An 18605-nucleotide genomic window follows, 5' to 3' on the forward strand; every position below is an offset into this window, starting at 1 on the left:
CGGCGGGTCCACAGGCGGGTCGGAAGTGAGGGTGACGGCGGAATCACAGGCCCCGCATGGATGGCGGTGACGGTGAATCCACCGCCCGTGCGTGCGTGACGGCCGATCCACAGGGCACGGGTGAGGGACAGGCGGGGCCGACACGGAGCGGCCCCCGTCTGGACCAGAGCTGATCCCCGAGTGACAGTAGGACTATGAAACTGGCGTTCTCCACCCTCGGCGTTCCCGGCCTCCCCCTCCCCGACGTGCTGCGCCTCGCGACCACGTACGGCTATCACGGCGTCGAACTGCGCGCCCATCCGGAGGAGCCGGTGCACCCCGGCCTCGATCTGACCCAACGCGCCGACGCGGCGGCCCAGTTCAAGGCTGCGGGGGTGGCAGTGCTGGGCCTCGCCGGATACGCGCGGGTGGCCGCGCCGGGCGACGACGAGCCCGTGATCGAGGAGATCCGCCGGCTCCTCGACCTCGCCCGCGACCTCGGCGCGCCCTTCGTCCGGGTGTTCCCCGGCGGCGGCACCGAGCAGAGCCGGGAGGAGGCCGACGCGACGGCCGCGCGGCGGCTCGGCACGGCCGCGGAGTACGCCGCCGACCTCGGCGTACGCATCCTCCTCGAAACCCATGACTCGCACCGCACGGGTGCCGAGGCGATCCGCGTCCTCGGCCCGGTCGGCCACCGCCAGGTCGGCTCGCTGTGGGACGTCATGCACTCCTGGCTGGGCGGCGAACAGCCCTCGGAGACGTACGCGGCCCTCGCCCCGCACCTCGGATACGTGCAGGTCAAGGACATCGCCTCGGCAGAAGACACGACCCCGCTGCCGCTCGGTAAGGGCGTCCTCCCGCTCGCCGAGTGCGTGGAGGTGCTCTCCCGGCACGGCTGGGACGGCTGGCTGTGCTGGGAGTACGAGAAGCGGTGGTACGAGGCAGCGGCACCACTGCCCGACCTGCTGGGCCCCGGACGAGAGCACCTGGCCCGTCTGCTCAACGACTCGGCCTGATTCCGCCCCCAGCTCCCCTACGCCCGCGTCGAATACCGCGCCACGCGCTCCTCCAGCCGTGTCCGGCAGTGCGGCCACTCCGCCGCCGTGATCGAGAAGATCGCGGAGTCGCGCAGCCGACCGTCCTCCCCCGGTGCCCAGGAGCGCGACCAGTTCCGCAGCACGCCCTCGAAGCGTGCCCCCACGGTCTGGATGGCCGCGCGGGAGCGCGCGTTGCGGGCGTCGGTCTTCAGGTCCACCCGGGACACCTCCCACTGTTCGAAGGCGTGCCGGAAGAGGAGGAGTTTGGCCTCGGCGTTGAGGCCGGTGCCCTGGGCGGACCCGGCGAGCCAGGTGAAGCCGACCTCCACGGCGTCGAGGTGGTCGTCGGACCGCCAGCAGCGCGGCTCCCAGTAGGCGGTGGCGCCGACCGCCCGGCCCGTGGCCGTCGAGATCTGCGCGTACGGGGCCAACCGTCCCGTCGCCGCACGGGCGAACTGGGCTTCGATGTACTTCCCGACCTCGTCGGCCCTCGGCACCCAGGTGTACGCGTAGCTGCCCCGGTCCCCCTCGGCCGCCACCGCCAACTCGGCCGCGTGCCGCCGCTCCAACGGTTCCAGACGCACCGACGTGCCCTCCAGGACCGGTCCCTCCAGCTTGAAGCTCATCCTTCGCCGCCTCTCCCCACCGCGCACACAGCGCACACAGCGCCCCGAACCCCTCGTGGAACCCGAAGTCTCGCGTAGACATCCGGGATCGTCGAAGGAGATTCCCAGCGCCCAACGTGCCTGCCCACGCGCCCCGTTGAGCTCATCGACACCATGCGCACCAACTTCGGGCATTTCGGCCCGAGCCGGGAACCCCACCCCACGCCCGCTCGTCCAACCCGCAAGCTGTCGGAGAGTCACCGTGGTCCGGTGTCGGCCTCGCTGCTGGCTGCGAACGCTGACTTACCCTCTCCGCCGTACCGCGGCCGACAGCACACCGCCATCGGCGCGCCCCCCTCCAACAGCGCCGATGGCGGCCCTTCGCCGAGTACCGCGCGTTCCCTTGACTGGCAGAAACTTCCCGGATATTCGTGACTCCTCGGAAGTTTCCTTCACGAGGGAAGGAGTGCACGTGCGCGACTCCGGCACAGGAAACGCAGGAAACGCAGGAAGCACAGAGAGCACAAGAACCTCAGGAAGCCCGAGAAGCACGAGAAGCGCGGACGGCACCGCACAGCCGTCCAGACGCACCCTCCTCACCGCCACCGCCACCGCGGCCGTCACCGCCGCGTTGACCGCCGGCACCACCGCCGCCCACGCGGCCGCCCCCGACGACAGGAAGCTCCGCGCCCTCCTCTCCCGCATGACGCTGGAGGAGAAGGTCGGGCAGCTCTTCGTGACCCGGGTCTACGGCCACTCGGCCACCACCCCCGACCAGGCCGACATCGACGCCAACCTCCAGGAACTCGGTGTCCGCACGGCCGCCGAGCTGATCGCGAAGTACCGGGTCGGCGGAATCATCTACTTCACGTGGGCGCACAACACCCGGGATCCGCACCAGATCGCCGCCCTGTCCAACGGGATCCAGCAGGTCTCCCTGGAGCAGCCGCGCGGGCTGCCCGTGCTCATCTCCACCGACCAGGAACACGGCATCGTCTGCCGGGTCGGCGAGCCCGCCACCCTCTTCCCCGGCGCCATGGCCGTCGGCGCCGGCGGGTCGAGGGCCGATGCCCGCACCCTCGGCCGGATCGCCGGACAGGAGCTGCGCGCGCTCGGCATCCGGCAGAACTACTCCCCCGTGGCCGACGTGAACGTGAACCCGGCCAACCCGGTCATCGGCGTACGGTCCTTCGGTGCCGAACCGGACGCGGTGGCCGCTCTGGTGGCCGCCGAGGTCGCCGGCTACCAGGGCGCGAAGGTCGCCGCGACCGCCAAGCACTTCCCCGGCCACGGCGACACCGCCGTCGACAGCCACTACGGCTTCCCGGTCATCACCCACAGCCGGGAGCTGTGGGAGAAGCTGGACGCCGTCCCCTTCCGGGCCGCCGTCCGCGCGGGCATCGACTCGATCATGACCGCGCACATCCAGTTCCCGGCCCTCGACGACTCCGGCGATCCGGCCACCCTCTCCCGCCCGATCCTCACCGGCATCCTGCGCGGCGAACTCGGCTACGACGGGGTGGTGGTGACCGACTCGCTCGGCATGCAGGGCGTGCGGACCAAGTACGGCGACGACCGCGTGCCGGTGCTCGCGCTCAAGGCCGGCGTGGACCAGCTCCTCAACCCGCCCTCCCTCGACGTCGCGTGGAACGCCGTCCTGAAGGCCGTACGGGACGGAGAGCTCACCGAGGAGCGGCTGGACGCGTCGATCCTGCGCGTACTGCGGCTCAAGGCGAGGCTGCGGCTCTTCGAGGAGCCGTACGTCAGCCAGGCCGGGGTCACCCGCACGGTCGGCACCCGGCCGCACCTCGCGGCGGCCGACCGGATCGCCGAGCGGACGACCACGCTGCTGGTCAACCAGGGGGGTCTGCTGCCGCTCTCCCGACGTCGTCACCCCAGGCTCCTCGTCGTCGGCGCGGATCCCGCCTCGCCGTCGGGGACGACCGGCCCTCCGACCGGCGTTCTGGCCGCCGCGCTCACCGAGCTGGGCTTCACGACCACCGCACTCTCGACGGGCACGGCCCCCTCCTCCGCCGCCATCGCGGGTGCCGTCGCGGCGGCTCGGGACGTCGACGCCGTGGTGGTCGGGACGTACAACGTCACAGCGACCAGTACCCAGAAGGCGCTGGTCGAGCAACTGGTGGCTACCGGGAGACCGGTGGTGGCGGTCGCGATCCGCAACCCCTACGACGTGGCCCACCTGCCGTCCGTACCTGCCTTCCTGGCCGCGTACTCGTGGACCGACGTCGAACTGCGGGCGGCGGCCCGGGTGATCGCGGGACGGGTCCGTCCGCGCGGAAAACTGCCGGTGCCGGTGCAGCGGGCGGACGATCCGGCGCGGGTGCTGTATCCGGTCGGACACGGGTTGTCGTACCAGACGTAGTCCGCATACGTCGCGCAACCGCCGCACGACCCCCGAAAGGCGCAAAGCACCCCGCACATCTGGCGTGGCCCCGCCGCGGCGGGTCACGCTGGGCGGGGGTGTCGGGGGATGTCGATGCGCGAAGGATGTTCCGTGCGGGCGGTGTGCGCGCTGTTGGCGCTGCTCACCGGCCTGCTGACGGGATGCCAGGGGTCCGGTGCGGGAGGCGGCGGCGAGGGCGGTCGGCTGGTGGGCGGGGCGTCGGCGGCTCCGACCCAGGGCTCCGGTTACGGCGCGGTGTTCCTCGCGGTCGACGAGTGCAGCTCCTTCGGCACGACCAGCTTCAGCGAGGTCGCCTGCACCAGTGAGCGGGCGGCGGCCCGGGTGGTGGCGCGGCACGACGGCACGGTGGGCGACGGTCCGGCGTGCCCGCCGACCACGGACTTCGTCCTGCACATCAGCGAGCAGCGCCCGGCTTCCGACGAGGACGGCGACGGTGCCGTGCCCCGGGGCTACGCCTGCATGCGCAACCTGGAGCCGCCGCACCCCGGCGACCCGGGCGGCGGGGGCGGCCCCCGCACCATCGTCGGCGACTGCGTCTACGGCCTGGGCGACGGACAGGTCCGCGAGACGGCGTGCGACGGGCGGGGCGACAGGAAACCCCAGTACCAGGTGACGAAGGCCGTCGACACCCGGGCGAAGTGCCCGCTGTCGACGGCCCTGTACGTCCAACTCGGCGGCAGTGATCCGGTGGGGTGCGCGCGTCCGGTCTGAGCGGCGGGGCGGGGCCCCGTGTGACGATTCGGCACGGAGTCGCTGCGGCCGTGACGGCCGACCGGCACGGGGGCCGGTCGGCCGTCGCGCTCATCGCGAAGGGGAGCCTACGGGCGCAGTGTCGGCTCGCGCTCCAGGTCCCGCTTGTCCAGCTTCGCGTCGAACCTCGCCAGCGGCCTGGCCGCCGACGGGTCCGCCTGGACGGAGGCGGAGGCCACGCCGGCCCACTGAAGGATCCGGGCCGTGGCCAGTGTCTTCTGGTCGGGGACCAGACCGGCCACGTTCGCGCCGTGGTTGAGACCGGGGGCGGTGAAGACGTACGAGTCCTTCGCGCCCTTGCCGAGACGGAACGGCTCCGCGCCCCACGGGTCGTTCTGCCCGTAGACGAAGAGCATGTGGCGGGCGTTGTGCCGCACCCAGGTGTCCACGTCACGCATCGCGCTCGGCTGGAACCTCATCGGGATCGAGCGCGGGACGAAGTTCCGGGGCGGCTGGTAGCCGTAGCGGACGTACTTCTTCTCGATGTACGGGAAGTGGATCGTCGGCGCGCCCAACTGGGTGCCCGCCTGGTAGTAGTACGGCGTGTACGTCTCCAGGCCCTGGTCGGCGTAGGCGGAGAACCCGGAGATCGTGTCGACCGAGTTCCAGATCTCGTCGTCGGTCGCGGTCGCCGCGTCGGCCGGGATCGCGTCGCAGTCGGACAGCAGGCTGTACTGCCAGAAGCCCCAGACGTAGTCGAGGACGACCGCCTCGTACGCCCGGTCCAGGCTGCCGACGGTGTCGAAGGTGAGGCCGTTCTCGGCCGCGTACGCCTGGTACTTCTTCTCCAGGGGCTCGCGGCGTACCAGTGCCTCGCGCTGGACCGCGTTCAGCCGGTCGCGGCACTCCTTGGTGCCGACGGTTTTGAAGAACCGGTCGTACGCCGAGTCCTCGTCGTTGACGACGTCGTTGGGGGCTACGTACGCGACGACGCCGTCCATGTCACGAGGGTAGAAGCGCTCGTAGTAGGTGGCGGTCATGCCGCCCTTGGAGCCGCCCGTGGAGATCCACTTCTTGGTGTACACGGCCTTCAGCGCCTTGTAGATGCGGTGCTGGTCGCTCGCGGCCTGCCAGATGTCCAGCTTGCTCCAGTCGGCCGGGGCGGGCCGGGACGGCGTGAAGAAGCGGTACTCCATGGAGACCTGGTTGCCGTCCACGATCTGGGTCGGCTCGCGGCGGCTCGGGGTCGTGGAGACGTTGTAGCCGCCGGTGTAGAACACCGTCGGGCGGGAGACGTCCTTGTGCAGCACGGTGATCCGCTGCTGGAACGTGCCCTTGGACGGGTGCCGGTGGTCGACCGGCTGGGCGTAGTTGAGGACGAAGAAGCGGTACCCGGTGTACGGCTTCTCCTCGATCAGGCTCATCCCCGGTATGGAGAGCAGCCGGTCCTTGATGTCCGTGACCGCGGTGGTGCCTGTTGGGCCGGTGGCCTCCGGCTCGGCGGCGGTGGCCGCACCTGCCGTGCTCAGCGTGCCTATGAGCACCGCGAGCGCGAGCAGCCATCTGAGCGCCTTGCGCATGCACCCTCCCCTGTGAGTACAGATGTCCGCCGGAAGCTAGCGGATCAACTGCCCTGCGCACCAGGGGATATGGCATGGAGGTGGGGAAAACCCTGTAGGAAACCCGCGGTTCAGCAGAGGATCCAGCCGGAACTGACCGAGCTCCTGCCCACCGCGCCCTTCACGCGGACGCACCGCTGGCCGGCGTGTGTCTTCCGCGGGCCGGCGTGGCGGGTGTACTGCCCCTCGTCCACGACCGGGCGGAGGCCGCGCGCCTGCACGCTGACCATCATGTACCGCTTCCTGCCGGGGTCCTTGGCCACGGTGATCGCGCAGACCCAGCCGCGCCGCTCGTAGACCCGCACGACGCCGGTCGCGAAGGGCAGCGTCCTGACCTTGCGTCCGGCGCAGGACGACTCGGCCGCCTGGGCGGGCCCGGGCGCCGCGAGCGCCAGCACCGCGGACGTGGTCAGCACGGCCGTGCCGAGCGCGAGGCGGCCCCGTATCGCAGCCCAGTCCACTGTCGTCCCTCCCCTACCGCGACGATGTACGTACTGGTGTACGGACGCCGGACGCGTGTCGGATGGTTGCGTGGCCGTCGCCCGCCCCCGCGCGATCCGGCCATCACTGCGAGGCGCCGACCGGCTCCTCCGGCTCGGCCGCCCCCACGAAGATCCGCCACAGCTCGGCGTACCGCCCGTCCCTGGCCAGCAGTTCCTCGTGTGTGCCGTCCTCGGAGACCTGCCCGTGTTCCATGACGACCACGCGGTCCGCGCGGGCCGCGGTGGTCAGCCGGTGGGCCACGACGAGTGTGGTCCGGCGGCCCGCGATGCGGTCGGTGGCCTGGTTGACCTGGGCTTCCGTGGCCAGGTCCAGGGCGGCCGTGGCCTCGTCGAGGAGGAGGATGTCCGGGTCGACGAGTTCGGCGCGGGCCAGCGCGATCAGCTGGCGTTGGCCGGCGGAGAGGTTGCGGCCGCGTTCGGCGACCTCGTGGAGGTAGCCGCCCGTCAGCTGGGCGATCATCTCGTGGGCGCCGACCGCTCGGGCCGCCGTCTCCACCTCGGCGTCGGTGGCGTCCGGGCGGCCGTAGGCGATGGCGTCACGGACGGTGCCCTGGAAGAGGTACGCCTCCTGCGGGACGACGCCGAGGCGGTGCCGGTAGGAGGTGAGGTCCAGCGAGCGGAGGTCCGTGCCGTCGACGGTCACCCGTCCGCCGGTCGGGTCGTAGAAGCGGGCGACCAGCTTGACCAGGGTCGACTTGCCGGCGCCCGTCTCACCGACGAACGCGACCGTCTGGCCGGCCGGGATACGCAGGTCGATGCCGCCGAGGGCCTCTTCCTCGTCGCCGTAGGCGAAGCGCACGTCCTCGAAGGCGATCTCGCCCCGCAGGGACAGGATGTCGAGCGGTTCCTCGGCGTTCTGGGTGGAGGTGGGCTCCCGGAGCAGTTCCTGGATGCGGCCCAGCGACACCGTCGCCTGCTGGTAGCCGTCGAAGACCTGGGAGAGCTGCTGGACGGGGGCGAAGAACAGGTCGATGTAGAGGAGATAGGCGACCAGCGCGCCCGTCGTGAGCGTCGCCGCGTCGACCCGTCCCGCGCCCGCGATCAGTACGGCCGCCGCCGCCACCGACGACAGCAGCTGCACGAACGGGAAGTAGATCGAGATCAGCCACTGGCCCCGGATCCGCGCCTGGCGATAGCTGTCGCTGCGCTCCGCGAAGCGCCGGCTGCCGTCGTGCTCGCGGCGGAAGGCCTGCACGATCCTGAGCCCCGACACCGATTCCTGGAGGTCGGCGTTGACCACCGACACCCGTTCCCGGGCCAGTTCGTACGCCTTCACGCTGGCCCGGCGGAAGAAGAACGTGGCGATGATCAGCGGCGGCAGGGTCGCGAACACGACGAGGGCGAGCTGGACGTCGAGCACCAGCAGGGCGACCATGATCCCGAAGAAGGTGACGACCGAGACGAACGCGGTGACCAGCCCGGTCTGCAGGAAGGTCGAGAGCGCGTCGACGTCCGTCGTCATCCGCGTCATGATCCGACCGGTCAACTCCCGCTCGTAGTAGTCGAGTCCGAGCCGCTGGAGCTGAGCGAAGATCTTCAGCCGCAGGGAGTACAGGACGCGTTCGCCGGTGCGTCCGGTCATCCGGGTCTCGCCGATCTGCGCCGTCCACTGGACGAGCACGGCGAGCAGGGCGAACAGGGAGGCGGCCCAGACCGCGCCCAGCGCCATCTGGGTGACGCCGTCGTCGATGCCGTTCCGGATCATCACCGGGAGCAGCAGGCCCATGCCGGCGTCCACGGCGACCAGCGCCAGGCTGATCAGGAGGGGCCGGCCGAAGCCGCGCAGCAGCCTGCGTAGGCCGTACGACTCCTCGGCGGCGACCGCCCGTGCCTCGTCGATGCCCGGGGTGTCGGTCGCCGGCGGCAACGCGTCGACCTGGGCGAGCAGTTCGGGGGTGGCCGGGCTGTCGGCCGTCGCCGCGTCCCTGGGCTCGCGCTCCCCCGCCCACAGCCGCGGCGTGATACCGCGCTCGACGTCGAACTCGGCGTCCAGTTCGTCCCTCCCCCACTCTCGAACAAACTCGAGCGGGGGGACCCCCATGGACGTGTCCTCGGCCGGCGCGGCCGGGCGGGCGTGGCCGGGTGAGACGCCGCCGAGTTCGTCCGGGTCGGTGAGGAGGCGGCGGTAGAGCTCGGACCGCTGCTGGAGCTCCTCGTGGGTGCCCACGTCCGCGAGCCGGCCGCCGTCGAGGACGGCGATGCGGTCGGCGAGGTTGAGGGTGGAGCGGCGGTGCGCGATCAGCAGGGTCGTCCGGCCCCGCATGACCTGCTGGAGTGCCTCGTGGATCTCGTGCTCGACACGGGCGTCCACGGCGGAGGTGGCGTCGTCGAGGACGAGCAGGCGCGGGTCGGTGAGGATCGCGCGGGCGAGGGCGACGCGCTGTCGCTGCCCGCCGGAGAGTGTCAGGCCGTGCTCGCCGACCTTGGTGTCGTAGCCGTGCGGGAGCTCGGCTATGAAGCGGTGGGCCTGGGCGGCGCGGGCGGCCTTCTCGATCTCCTCCTGGGTCGCCTCCGGGCGGCCGTACGCGATGTTGTTGCGGACCGTGTCCGAGAAGAGGAACGAGTCCTCGGGGACCAGGCCGATCGCGGCCCGCAGCGAGTCCAGGGTGAGCTCGCGGACGTCGTGGCCGCCGATGAGGACCGCGCCGCGCGTCACGTCGTAGAAGCGCGGCAGCAGGAGGGAGACCGTGGACTTGCCGGAGCCCGAGGAGCCGACGACGGCGAGGGTCTCGCCGGCGCGGATCTCGAAGGAGAGCCCCTGCAGGACCGGGCGGGCGCCGGGGGCGTCGGCGTAGCCGAACGCGACGTCGTCGAACTCGACGGTCGCGGGCGCGTCGGCGGGGAGTTCCTTGGAGCCGTCGGTCATCGAGGGCTCGGTGTCGATCAGCTCCAGGACGCGCTCGGTGCCCGCCCGGGCCTGCTGGCCGACCGTGAGCACCATGGCGAGCATCCGGACCGGGCCGACGAGCTGGGCGAGGTAGGTGGAGAAGGCGACGAACGTGCCGAGCGTGATGTGCCCGCGGACCGCCAGCCAGCCGCCGAGCGCGAGCATCGCGACCTGGCCGAGGGCGGGCACGGCCTGGAGGGCCGGGGTGTACTTGGAGTTGAAGCGGATGGTGCGCAGTCGGCCCGCGAAGAGCCGCCGGCCGACCTCCCGGAGTTTCCCGGTCTCCTGGTCCTCCTGCCCGAAGCCCTTCACCACCCGTACGCCGCTGACGGCGCCGTCGACCACGCCGGCCACGGCGGCGGCCTGGGCCTGGGCGTACCAGGTGGCGGGGTGCAGCTTGCTGCGGCTGCGCCTGGCGATCCACCACAGGGCGGGAGCCACGGCCAGGGCGACCAGGGTGAGCGGCAGGGACAGCCAGGCCATGATCACCAGGGAGATCACGAAGAGCACCAGGTTCCCGATCGTCATCGGGAGCATGAAGAGCAGGCCCTGGATCAGCTGGAGGTCGCTGGTGGCCCGGCCGACGACCTGCCCGGTCGACAGCTCGTCCTGCCGGCGTCCGTCGAGCCGGGTGATCGTCCCGAACATCTCCGTGCGCAGGTCGTGCTGGACGTCGAGGGCGAGACGGCCGCCGTAGTAGCGGCGGATGTAGGTCAGGACGTACACGAGGATGGCGGCGGCGATCAGGGCGCCCGCCCAGGGAGCCATGTCCCGGGTGTGGCCGACGATCACGTCGTCGATGATCACCTTGGTGGCCAGCGGGACCAGGGCCATGACTGCCATACCGGCGAGCGAGGAGCCGAGGGCGAGGACGACGTCCTTGCGGTGCCGCCAGGCGTATCCGGCCAGCCTGCGGGCCCAGCCCTGTGTCTCCCCCTGTTGCGCTGCCACGCGGGTGCCCTCCGTTCGACCTGATCTTCCGGAAGGCACCAACGCGAAATGAAGCGGATTTCATCCCTCCGCAACAAAACGGGGGGCGGCAGATCAGGAACAGAGGGGGGTGAAGGGGGTGAAGAGCCAGGTGCGTACTCGCAGGTAGTTGAAGAGTCAGATGCGCACTCGCAGGTAACGGAAGAGTCAGATGCGCACTCGCAAGTAATAGAACCGGGTCGTCTGCGCCGCGTTCTGGTTGTCGTCGCTGACCAGGAGCACGTTCAGGCCGCCCTTGCGCCGGCCGCCCGTGACCACCATGCCCTCGATGTTGTCCAGCAGGGGATTCGGCTGGGGCTGCTTCGCCGTGGCGCCCAGGGTCGGGCAGGCGGCGATGTCCGCGAGCAGGGTCTTCTTGATCGGGCGTACGCCCGCCTGACCCGTCAGGTTCTCGACGCCGCTCGTGTCGGTGGCGCGGCGGGGATCGGCCAGGTAGAGGCGGACCGTGTTGCCGACGCCGGAGGTGAAGCCGCGTTCCAGGACGAGGAGGCGGCCGTCGGGGGTGGCCTGGACCTCGGGGACGCCGAGGCCGGCGTCGACCGGGTAGGCGTACTGGGCGGCGAGCTCGAAGCCCTTGCGGTGCCGCTCCCAGGTCTGGAAGCGGACCACGCCGGAGCTGTCGCCGGACAGGGCGTACTCCAGGGACGCCAGCAGGGTGCGGCCGCCGGGGAGCAGCGTCAGCCCCTCGAAGGTGCCGTTGGAGACGGCCCGGCCGGCCGGGGCGACCTGGAGGGAGGACGGGACCGGAAGCCGGTCGAGGATCTCGCCGTCGCGGCTGTAGCGGCGTATCGAGGGCTCGGTCTCCGAGGTGATCAGCCGCGTGCCGTCACGGTCGATCACCAGGCCCTCGGAGTCGAGGGCGGCGCCGTTCTCGTCGGCGAGCGGGACCGTCGCACGGGGCTTGAGGGTCTTCGCGTCGAGGCCGAAGAGGGAGGAGCGGTCGGAGAGGGCGGCGAGCGAGCCGTCCGTGTCCACGGCGAGCGCGGAGAGGTTGCCGACGAAGGTGTCGTCGTACGTCGTCTTGTCGAGCGCGTCGGAGAAGCGGTCGAGGGAGACGGTGGCCGAACAGGCGTGGTTCTCCTGGGCGTTCGCGGAACCGGCGGCGGTCAGGCAGGTGGCCGCCGCCAGGGCCGCGCAGGTGGTGGCGAGTAGGGTTCTCAGGCGCATGGAGGTCACCGTAGGGCGGGTCGGTGACGGACGGGAGACCGGCAGACGTCAGGACGCCGCCAAGTCCCTGTGGACGACCTTCGCGACGCCCTGGATGGTCGTGATGCCGTAGTTCATGGTGCTGTTGCCGTGACTGAGCACCGTGATCATGTAGTCGTGGCCGCCACCCTTGAAGGCGCCGACGCTGTGCACCCGCCAGCCGTTGGTGGCCCGCTGCAGCCAGCCGTTCTTGACGGCGACCGAGACCCCGGACGGCACTCCGTACGGTGTCCCCCAGCGCTGCGACGAGATGACCTGGCCCATCAGCTTGAGGATGTAGGCGCGGGCGTTGTCGCTCAGGACCGTGTTCTTCGCGGTGACGAGCTTCAGCAGCTTCTGCTCGTCGGTGACGGTGATCTGGGTCAGGCCCCAGTAGCCGTTCGCGCCCGGCTTGGTCTGGGTCATGCCGGCCGCGGCGAGGAAGCCCTTGATCTTCGTCAGGCCCAACTGCTTCCAGAGCTTGCTGGTCGCGGTGTTGTCCGACTTGGTGATCATGGCCTTGGCGAGCGAGGCCTCGGTGTCGGTGAGGTACCGGTTGTGCTTCTTCGCGTCCCACAGCAGCGTGGCTAGCACGGTGACCTTCACGACACTGGCCGAGTCGAAGGCCGTGGAGGGGCGCAGGGTGCAGGTCGTCTTGGTGCTCCGGTCGTAGACGCCGACCGCGACGGTTCCCTTGCGGTTCGCAAGTGCGGCGGTGATGTCCTTCTTCAACTTGTCGGCGAGGCCCGCCTTGGCGGACGTACAGCTGACGGCCGGTGTGGCCGCGGCGGCGGGCGCGGCGGCGGCCACGAGGGGTATGAGGACACCGGCGCCGACACCGGCGGCCAGCGCTCTCGCGCGTATGGATATCCCGTGAGTCATGCCTTGTTGACGCACAAGTTCGAGGGAATGGTTGTACGCATCGGCGAACGGTTGGGCAAAGGCTGCGCAACCGTTACTGATCGGCGGGACGCACTCGGCGGACGCCGATCCGTCCCGTCGGCTCAGCGGATGCGGGATCTCTGGTTCCGTGGCCGAATCTCACGGCCGGTGACCGCTCGGTGGCCGATCAGCGCCGACCGGCTCCACCGGGCCGTGTCCCAAGGCGACTTCTCCATCGCCCACGTCGCGCGCGCCCTGAACACCACCACTTCCCACGCCATTTACCTGCTGTCCCAACACCCCGTCGACTGGAGTCCGCCCAGCTTTCGCCGCACCCGGCACACCGCCACCCGCATGAGGCAGTGGCGCGTCTGGTGCGAACAAGACCGCCTGTCCGTGGAGGCCATCGCCGACCGGGGGGCGACCAGCCTCGCCACCGTTCGTCTCGCACTCCTCAAGGACAGTGCTGGGCTCCGCGCTCCGCCCCGCCGGCGCCTGTACGGGCCGCCCGAGGCGGAGGTGATCTTTTCTGCAGCGCCTTGTGTGCGGAGGCGGTCCGACCTGCTTGGGGTGACAGGCGGGGCGATCGTAGGTCGGAGCTTCTTTGTTACCGAGTTGGGTCCGGTGTGTTGACCGGTGGGACATCTCGGTGTTTCACTTCCGGAACCGGTACCGAAACCGGTTCCGGGATCGCTTTCGGTACCGGTTCCACAAGTCTTTGTACGATCGGTCCTTCCGGTGCGGGAGGACTGTCTTCCGCCCTTGCATGGAGGGAGGGGAGGGTGGCATGGGAATCACCATCGCTGACGTGGCCGCGCGGGCCGGAGTCAGCAAGACGACGGTCTCGCGGGTGCTGAACGGCAAAGGCGAGATCCACGAGAACACCGTCTTGAAGGTCCGCAAGGCGATCTCGGAGCTCGGCTATGTGCCGAGCGCCGGGGCTGTGGGGCTCGCCCGCGGCACGACGCAGATGATCGGCATGCTGGTCCCTGATCTGGCATGGGTCTGGTCCGGCATCGTGCAGGCGGTCGTCGACACGCTGGAGAGCGAGGGCTTCGGACTGCGCATGCTGACCTGGAACCGCGGTGAGGAGTCACTGCGCAGGCTGGGCCTGCAGGTCGCTGCCAAGTCGTTCGACGGTCTGCTGGTGCTCGAGCCCGAGGGGGCCCTGGGATACATCACGGAACTGCACGAATCGGGGCTGCCGGTGGTGCTGATCGACGACCGCTTCCAGCGGCCTGGATTCCCCTACGTGACCACCACCAACCGGGAGGGGGGCGAGCAGGCCGCGCGGCACCTGCTGGAGATCGGGCGCCGTCGTCCTCTGGTGGTGACCGGTCCCGAGGCGTACGGCTGTACCCGGGAACGGCTGGGCGGCTTCGTGGATGTCTATGCGCAGGCCGGGATCGAGCTCGACCCGCGCCGCGTCATCTGTGGCGACTTCCAGTTCGAAAACAGCCGGAGCGCGGTCGCGCAAGCTCTCGCGGACGGCGTGGAGTTCGACGCGGTCTTCGGGCACAACGACCCTTCGGCGGCCGGCGTGCTCGCCGCGTTGCACGGCGCCGGCCTTGAGATTCCGCGGGATGTCGCCGTGGTGGGCTTCGATGACGTCGAGCTGGCGTCGTACACCTATCCGGCACTGACCACCATCCGCCAGCCGATGTGGGAGATGGGTGAGGCGGCGGCGCGTCTGCTCCTGGACCACGTGCGCGGATCGCCGGAGGCCGCCCCCTCGCGCACCATTCCGACCAGCCTCGTGATCCGTGGATCGTCGTCTCAGCCGAACTTAAACTGACGCGACGTCATCAGTCGGCCACCGGTTCCGGGGACCCGCCAGGGGCCCAGTCCGCCCTCTGGCCTGGGCAGGGCTCTCGGCCGCACCCGGTGGACGTATGACTCGTCACCGTTCCTGAACCGTCCGTCTCCGCCGCCTTTTCCAGCCCCGCAGGCGGGGACGGACTCCAACTGGCCGTGGAACGACCAATACCGCCCCTCGGGCGGGCGGTAGGTCGTTCAGGTCCAGCTGAAGCCACTGCACACGTCGGCCCGACCGGCCTGCCCGCGTGCCGGACGGCTTCACCGCCATCCACGCGGAACCAGGATCACGCGTCACCGCCGAGGTGCACGTGCTCACCCGCGGTTTCCCGATCCGGGACACCGAACGGAACGCCTGGCACACCCTGCCCGGCCGCCACCAGGACCGCGTCGGACGCTGCAGCCGCGATCTGCGCCTGACCGTCGACGTCACCGCCGGCCCCCAGGTCTGCGGACCGTGGCCCGACCCTGCCGGCCACTCGACCGTTCTTGCCCTCTGCCACCCCCTGAGTCCTGTACCGCTCAACGCCAAAAGGAGCCGCACGATGCGTACCACCACTCGTCACACCGTAAGAACGGTCCAGGCCCTGTGCGTCACCGTCACAGCAGCCTTGCTGGCCACCGGCTGCGGCCGCAGCGCGGACTCCGGCCCCGGCAAGGACGCTCCCGCGAAGATCGGCAGCGGCAAGGCCAAGGGAACACTGGTCATGTGGTCCATGGGTGACACCGACCCCGCCCTGAAGAACCTGGCCAAGAAGTTCGAGCAGGAGAACCCGGACGCCCAAGTCAAGATCACCGCCGTCCCGTGGGGCTCCGCCCACGACAAGCTGACCACCGCGATCGCCGGTGGCAACACACCGGACATGTCCGTGATCGGCACCACCTGGATGGCCGAGATGGCCGCCATGAACGGCTTCCAGGCCACCCCGGCGTCGATCAAGTCCTCAGGCTTCTACCCCGGCCAGTGGGACACCACCACGTACAAGAACACGTCCTACGGTGTGCCGTTCATCGCGAACACCATGGTGGTCTACTACCGCACCGACCTCACCACGAAGGCCGGCATCAAGGGCGCCCCGGCCGGCACCTGGGACGGTTACCTGAAGGACCTCAAGGCCATCCAGGCCACCGCCGGCAAGCAGAACCCCAAGCTGCGCTTCTCAACCGGGTGGAACATCGGCTTCAACTCCTGGATCTTCTGGCTGCCGCTGGTCTGGCAGCAGGGCGGTGACATCTACGACGCCGAGACCGGGAAGTTCACCTTCGACTCGCCCGAGGTCGCCAAGGCTCTGGAGTACTACGCGAGCATCCCCAAGCAGGGCCTGGCGCCGATCGACAAGACGGACAGCATGCCGGCGTTCCAGGCCGGCCAGGTCGCCACCTACCAGGAGGGCCCGTGGGTCGGCGGCAGCCTCCACAGCGACGCCCCGAAGCTGGACGGCAAGTGGAAGACCGCGCCGCTGCCGTACTCCAAGCAGCCCGCCGGGTTCGCCGGCGGCAGCGACCTGGCGGTGTTCAAGGACGCCAAGAACGCCGACGCGGCATGGAAGTTCGCCCGGTTCCTCACCGAGCCCGCCAACCTCGCGGCCTATGCCAAGGCCACCGGCAACATACCGCCGTCGCCCAGTGCGTGGAACGAGGCGAAGCTGAGCGAGGACGAGACGATGAAGGCGTTCGCCGAGCAGCTCAAGGTCAGCAAGGCGCCGCCCGCCATCAGGACCTGGCAGCAGATCGCCGACGCCGTCGACTCCCAACTGGAGAGGCTGACCCTCGGCAAGGCCACGGTCGCCCAGGTGCAGCAGGCGCTGCAGTCCAAGGCCACCTCCATCGGCACCGGCCGCTGAGCGCCGCCGCGTGAGCACCCCTCGTAGGGACGGATGACATCCATGTCCACGAAAACGCTTCCCGGGCGGGGCAATACCCACGAGCCGAGCACCGCAGGGCCGCAGCGAAGTGCCGGTCGTCGGCCCCTCGCGCTCCGGAGCACGGCGCGCGGCAGGCAGACCCGGGCCGCCTGGATCCTCGCCGCCCCGTTCCTCGCGCTGTTCGCTGCCTTCATGCTGCTGCCGGTCGTCTGGTCGCTGCTGATGAGCCTGACCGACACCCAGAGCGCCGACCTACGCACGCCGTTGAACGTGTCCTTCACCGGCTTCGACAACTACGTGCGGCTCTTCCAGGACGATCAGTTCGTTCACGCCCTGCGCAACACCGCGGTGTTCGTCCTGTTCGGCCTGCCCCTGACGCTGGCCGCCGGTCTCGCCGCGGCGGTCGCCCTCGACCGGGGCATCCGCCGCTTCCGGGCCGTCTTCCGGGTCGGCTTCTACCTCCCGGTCATCACCAGCATCGTGGCCATCGCCGTGGTGTGGAAGACGCTCCTGGAACCGCGCACGGGACTGGTGAACACCGTCCTGGGCTGGTTCGGGATCGACGGCCCGGCCTGGCTTGCCGACACCCGCTTCGCACTGCCCGTCATGATCGTGATGGCCGTGTGGCGCAACCTGGGCACCGTCATGATCATCATGCTGGCCGGGCTCCAGTCCGTGCCCCAATCCCTGATCGAGGCCGCCGAACTCGACGGCGCCGGAGCCTGGCAGCGCTTCTGGCGGGTCACCTTCCCGCTCCTGCGCCCCGCCCTGCTGCTCACCGCCGTCACCACCGGCATCGGCTACCTGCAGTTCTTCGACGAACCCTTCGTGATGACCCAGGGCGGACCGCTGGACTCCACCCTCTCGGCCACGATGTACGCCTACCAGCAGTTCGGCAACGGCAACTACGACGTTGCCTCGGCCGCCGGCTACGTCATCTTCGTCCTCATCGTCGCGCTGACCGTCCTGCAGTTCCGGATACTGCGAGACAAGGACTGATACCCATGAGCACCCTCTCCACCCTGCGAACAGCACCATCCGACGCGGCCCGGGCCCTGCGGCGCCGCCACATCCGGCAGACCTGGGGCCAGCCCTGGCTGTACGTACCACTTGTCGGCGCTCTCCTGCTGATGATCGCGCCGTTTTTGTGGATGCTCTCCGGTTCCTTCAAACCCGAGGCCGACATCCGCGCCGTGCCACCCGTGCTCATCCCCACCGCACCCACTACCGCCAACTTCCACGAACTGTTCAACAGGCTCGACTTCACGAGCATGTTCGCCAACTCCGTGATCGTGGCCGTGGCCGTCACCGCGGGCAATCTGATCTTCTGCTCGATGCTCGGCTACGCCCTGGCCAAACTGGAGTTCCGCGGGCAGCGCGCCGTATTCACGCTGGTCATCGGGACCCTCATGATCCCCGGCCTGGTCACCTTCGTACCGCTGTACGTGCTGGTCGCCAACATGAAGCTGACCGGCTCCCTGCTCGGGCTGATCCTGCCGTTCCTTGCCACCCCGTTCGGGGTGTTCCTGATGCGGCAGTTCATCTCCTCCCTGCCCGACGAACTCATCGACGCCGCCCGCGTCGACGGCTGCCGCGAACTGGCCATCTTCTGGAAGATCATCCTGCCACTGACCAAACCCGCCCTCGCGACCCTGGGGATCATCACCTTCCTCGGCTCCTGGAACAACTTCCTGTGGCCCCTGGTCGTGGCCCAGAACGAAAGCCAGTACACACTCCCCGTCGGCCTCGCCCTGGCCAGCGGCGGACAGGACTTCACCCGCTTCGGCATCCTCCTCGCCGGCAGCGTCGTCGTCCTCCTCCCGGTGATGATCATCTTCCTCCTCTTCCAGCGCCACTTCGTCGCCGGCATCGCCACCACCGGCCTGAAGTGACACCCCGGCGTGCGCCTCGCTGCCCTGTGCCGTTGCTGGTCCCGAACCCGGCGGCGGGCGGCCAGCGAGCCCCGCCGTGGCGGGCGGCAGTGTCTCTGCGGCGACACGCCGTCGTCCGCGGCAACCACCCAGGCCCGCAACGAACTTTCCGACCCGCGACTACCGATGACTTGGAGAACATAGTGGGACAGTCGGCCCGCCCTGCCACGTACCTGGATCCGGAAGCGGCCG

13 protein-coding genes are annotated in these 18605 nt (G+C 70.1%); 7 read left to right on the forward strand and 6 right to left on the reverse strand.

Translation table 11 applies throughout. The features are described 5' to 3' along the window. The first annotated feature begins 194 nt into the window (after positions 1-194). On the forward strand, positions 195-995 hold the full coding sequence (locus OHA64_RS17895) for a sugar phosphate isomerase/epimerase family protein (RefSeq protein ID WP_405614123.1): 801 nt from the start codon (positions 195-197) through the stop codon (positions 993-995). Positions 996-1012: 17 nt separating this feature from the next. Here OHA64_RS17895 and OHA64_RS17900 read toward each other — a convergent pair whose 3' ends face one another. Further along, entirely contained in the window at positions 1013-1642 is a 630-nt protein-coding gene (locus OHA64_RS17900) for a GNAT family N-acetyltransferase (RefSeq protein ID WP_405614125.1), read from the reverse strand. 349 nt (positions 1643-1991) lie between these two features. Here OHA64_RS17900 and OHA64_RS17905 point away from each other — a divergent pair, with 349 nt between their 5' ends. Both OHA64_RS17905 and OHA64_RS17910 read left to right on the forward strand, forming a co-directional pair. Next, on the forward strand, positions 1992-4004 hold the full coding sequence (locus OHA64_RS17905; RefSeq protein WP_405614128.1) for a glycoside hydrolase family 3 protein: 2013 nt from the start codon (positions 1992-1994) through the stop codon (positions 4002-4004). 114 nt (positions 4005-4118) lie between these two features. After that, positions 4119-4757, forward strand: a complete 639-nt coding sequence (locus tag OHA64_RS17910) for a hypothetical protein (protein WP_405624009.1) — start codon at positions 4119-4121, stop codon at positions 4755-4757. A gap of 107 nt (positions 4758-4864) precedes the next feature. On the opposite strand, the gene OHA64_RS17915 is transcribed toward OHA64_RS17910, so the two are convergent. The 5 genes from OHA64_RS17915 to OHA64_RS17935 form a co-directional block, all read right to left on the reverse strand. Continuing rightward, positions 4865-6316, reverse strand: a complete 1452-nt coding sequence (locus OHA64_RS17915; RefSeq protein WP_405614130.1) for a S28 family serine protease — start codon at positions 6314-6316, stop codon at positions 4865-4867. Positions 6317-6426: 110 nt separating this feature from the next. After that, positions 6427-6816 carry a hypothetical protein gene (locus OHA64_RS17920; RefSeq protein ID WP_405614132.1) on the reverse strand — a complete coding sequence of 130 codons (390 nt, stop codon included), beginning with the start codon at positions 6814-6816 and terminating at the stop codon, positions 6427-6429. A 103-nt stretch (positions 6817-6919) separates the two neighbouring features. Then, complete coding sequence (locus tag OHA64_RS17925) at positions 6920-10696, reverse strand: ABC transporter ATP-binding protein (RefSeq protein ID WP_405614134.1); 3777 nt, start codon at positions 10694-10696, stop codon at positions 6920-6922. 186 nt (positions 10697-10882) lie between these two features. Then, positions 10883-11902 (reverse strand): esterase-like activity of phytase family protein, encoded by a 1020-nt coding sequence (locus tag OHA64_RS17930; RefSeq protein ID WP_405614136.1) that lies wholly within the window; start codon positions 11900-11902, stop codon positions 10883-10885. A gap of 48 nt (positions 11903-11950) precedes the next feature. Then, on the reverse strand, positions 11951-12802 hold the full coding sequence (locus OHA64_RS17935) for a serine hydrolase (protein WP_405614138.1): 852 nt from the start codon (positions 12800-12802) through the stop codon (positions 11951-11953). 787 nt (positions 12803-13589) lie between these two features. Between OHA64_RS17935 and OHA64_RS17940 the strand changes: the two genes are divergently transcribed. The 4 genes from OHA64_RS17940 to OHA64_RS17955 all read left to right on the forward strand — a co-directional run bounded on the left by OHA64_RS17940 (position 13590) and on the right by OHA64_RS17955 (position 18374). Beyond that, positions 13590-14597, forward strand: a complete 1008-nt coding sequence (locus tag OHA64_RS17940; protein ID WP_405614140.1) for a LacI family DNA-binding transcriptional regulator — start codon at positions 13590-13592, stop codon at positions 14595-14597. A gap of 268 nt (positions 14598-14865) precedes the next feature. Then, positions 14866-16461 (forward strand): sugar ABC transporter substrate-binding protein, encoded by a 1596-nt coding sequence (locus OHA64_RS17945; protein WP_405614142.1) that lies wholly within the window; start codon positions 14866-14868, stop codon positions 16459-16461. A gap of 33 nt (positions 16462-16494) precedes the next feature. After that, positions 16495-17481, forward strand: coding sequence for a carbohydrate ABC transporter permease (locus tag OHA64_RS17950; RefSeq protein ID WP_405614143.1), 987 nt, complete (start codon positions 16495-16497; stop codon positions 17479-17481). A 5-nt stretch (positions 17482-17486) separates the two neighbouring features. Next, entirely contained in the window at positions 17487-18374 is an 888-nt protein-coding gene (locus OHA64_RS17955; protein WP_405614145.1) for a carbohydrate ABC transporter permease, read from the forward strand. Positions 18375-18605 lie beyond the last annotated feature (231 nt).

Source organism: Streptomyces sp. NBC_00076, assembly GCF_045041235.1.
Lineage (GTDB): Bacteria > Actinomycetota > Actinomycetes > Streptomycetales > Streptomycetaceae > Streptomyces.

Excerpts from the sequence above, each read along its gene's own strand:
- OHA64_RS17895 (WP_405614123.1), top strand. The coding sequence starts at position 195 with ATGAAACTGGCGTTCTCCACCCTCGGCGTTCCCGGCCTCCCCCTCCCC.
- OHA64_RS17900 (WP_405614125.1), bottom strand. The coding sequence starts at position 1,642 with ATGAGCTTCAAGCTGGAGGGACCGGTCCTGGAGGGCACGTCGGTGCGT.
- OHA64_RS17905 (WP_405614128.1), top strand. The coding sequence starts at position 1,992 with ATGGCGGCCCTTCGCCGAGTACCGCGCGTTCCCTTGACTGGCAGAAAC.
- OHA64_RS17910 (WP_405624009.1), top strand. The coding sequence starts at position 4,119 with ATGCGCGAAGGATGTTCCGTGCGGGCGGTGTGCGCGCTGTTGGCGCTG.
- OHA64_RS17915 (WP_405614130.1), bottom strand. The coding sequence starts at position 6,316 with ATGCGCAAGGCGCTCAGATGGCTGCTCGCGCTCGCGGTGCTCATAGGC.
- OHA64_RS17930 (WP_405614136.1), bottom strand. The coding sequence starts at position 11,902 with ATGCGCCTGAGAACCCTACTCGCCACCACCTGCGCGGCCCTGGCGGCG.
- OHA64_RS17935 (WP_405614138.1), bottom strand. The coding sequence starts at position 12,802 with ATGACTCACGGGATATCCATACGCGCGAGAGCGCTGGCCGCCGGTGTC.
- OHA64_RS17940 (WP_405614140.1), top strand. The coding sequence starts at position 13,590 with ATGGGAATCACCATCGCTGACGTGGCCGCGCGGGCCGGAGTCAGCAAG.
- OHA64_RS17950 (WP_405614143.1), top strand. The coding sequence starts at position 16,495 with ATGACATCCATGTCCACGAAAACGCTTCCCGGGCGGGGCAATACCCAC.
- OHA64_RS17955 (WP_405614145.1), top strand. The coding sequence starts at position 17,487 with ATGAGCACCCTCTCCACCCTGCGAACAGCACCATCCGACGCGGCCCGG.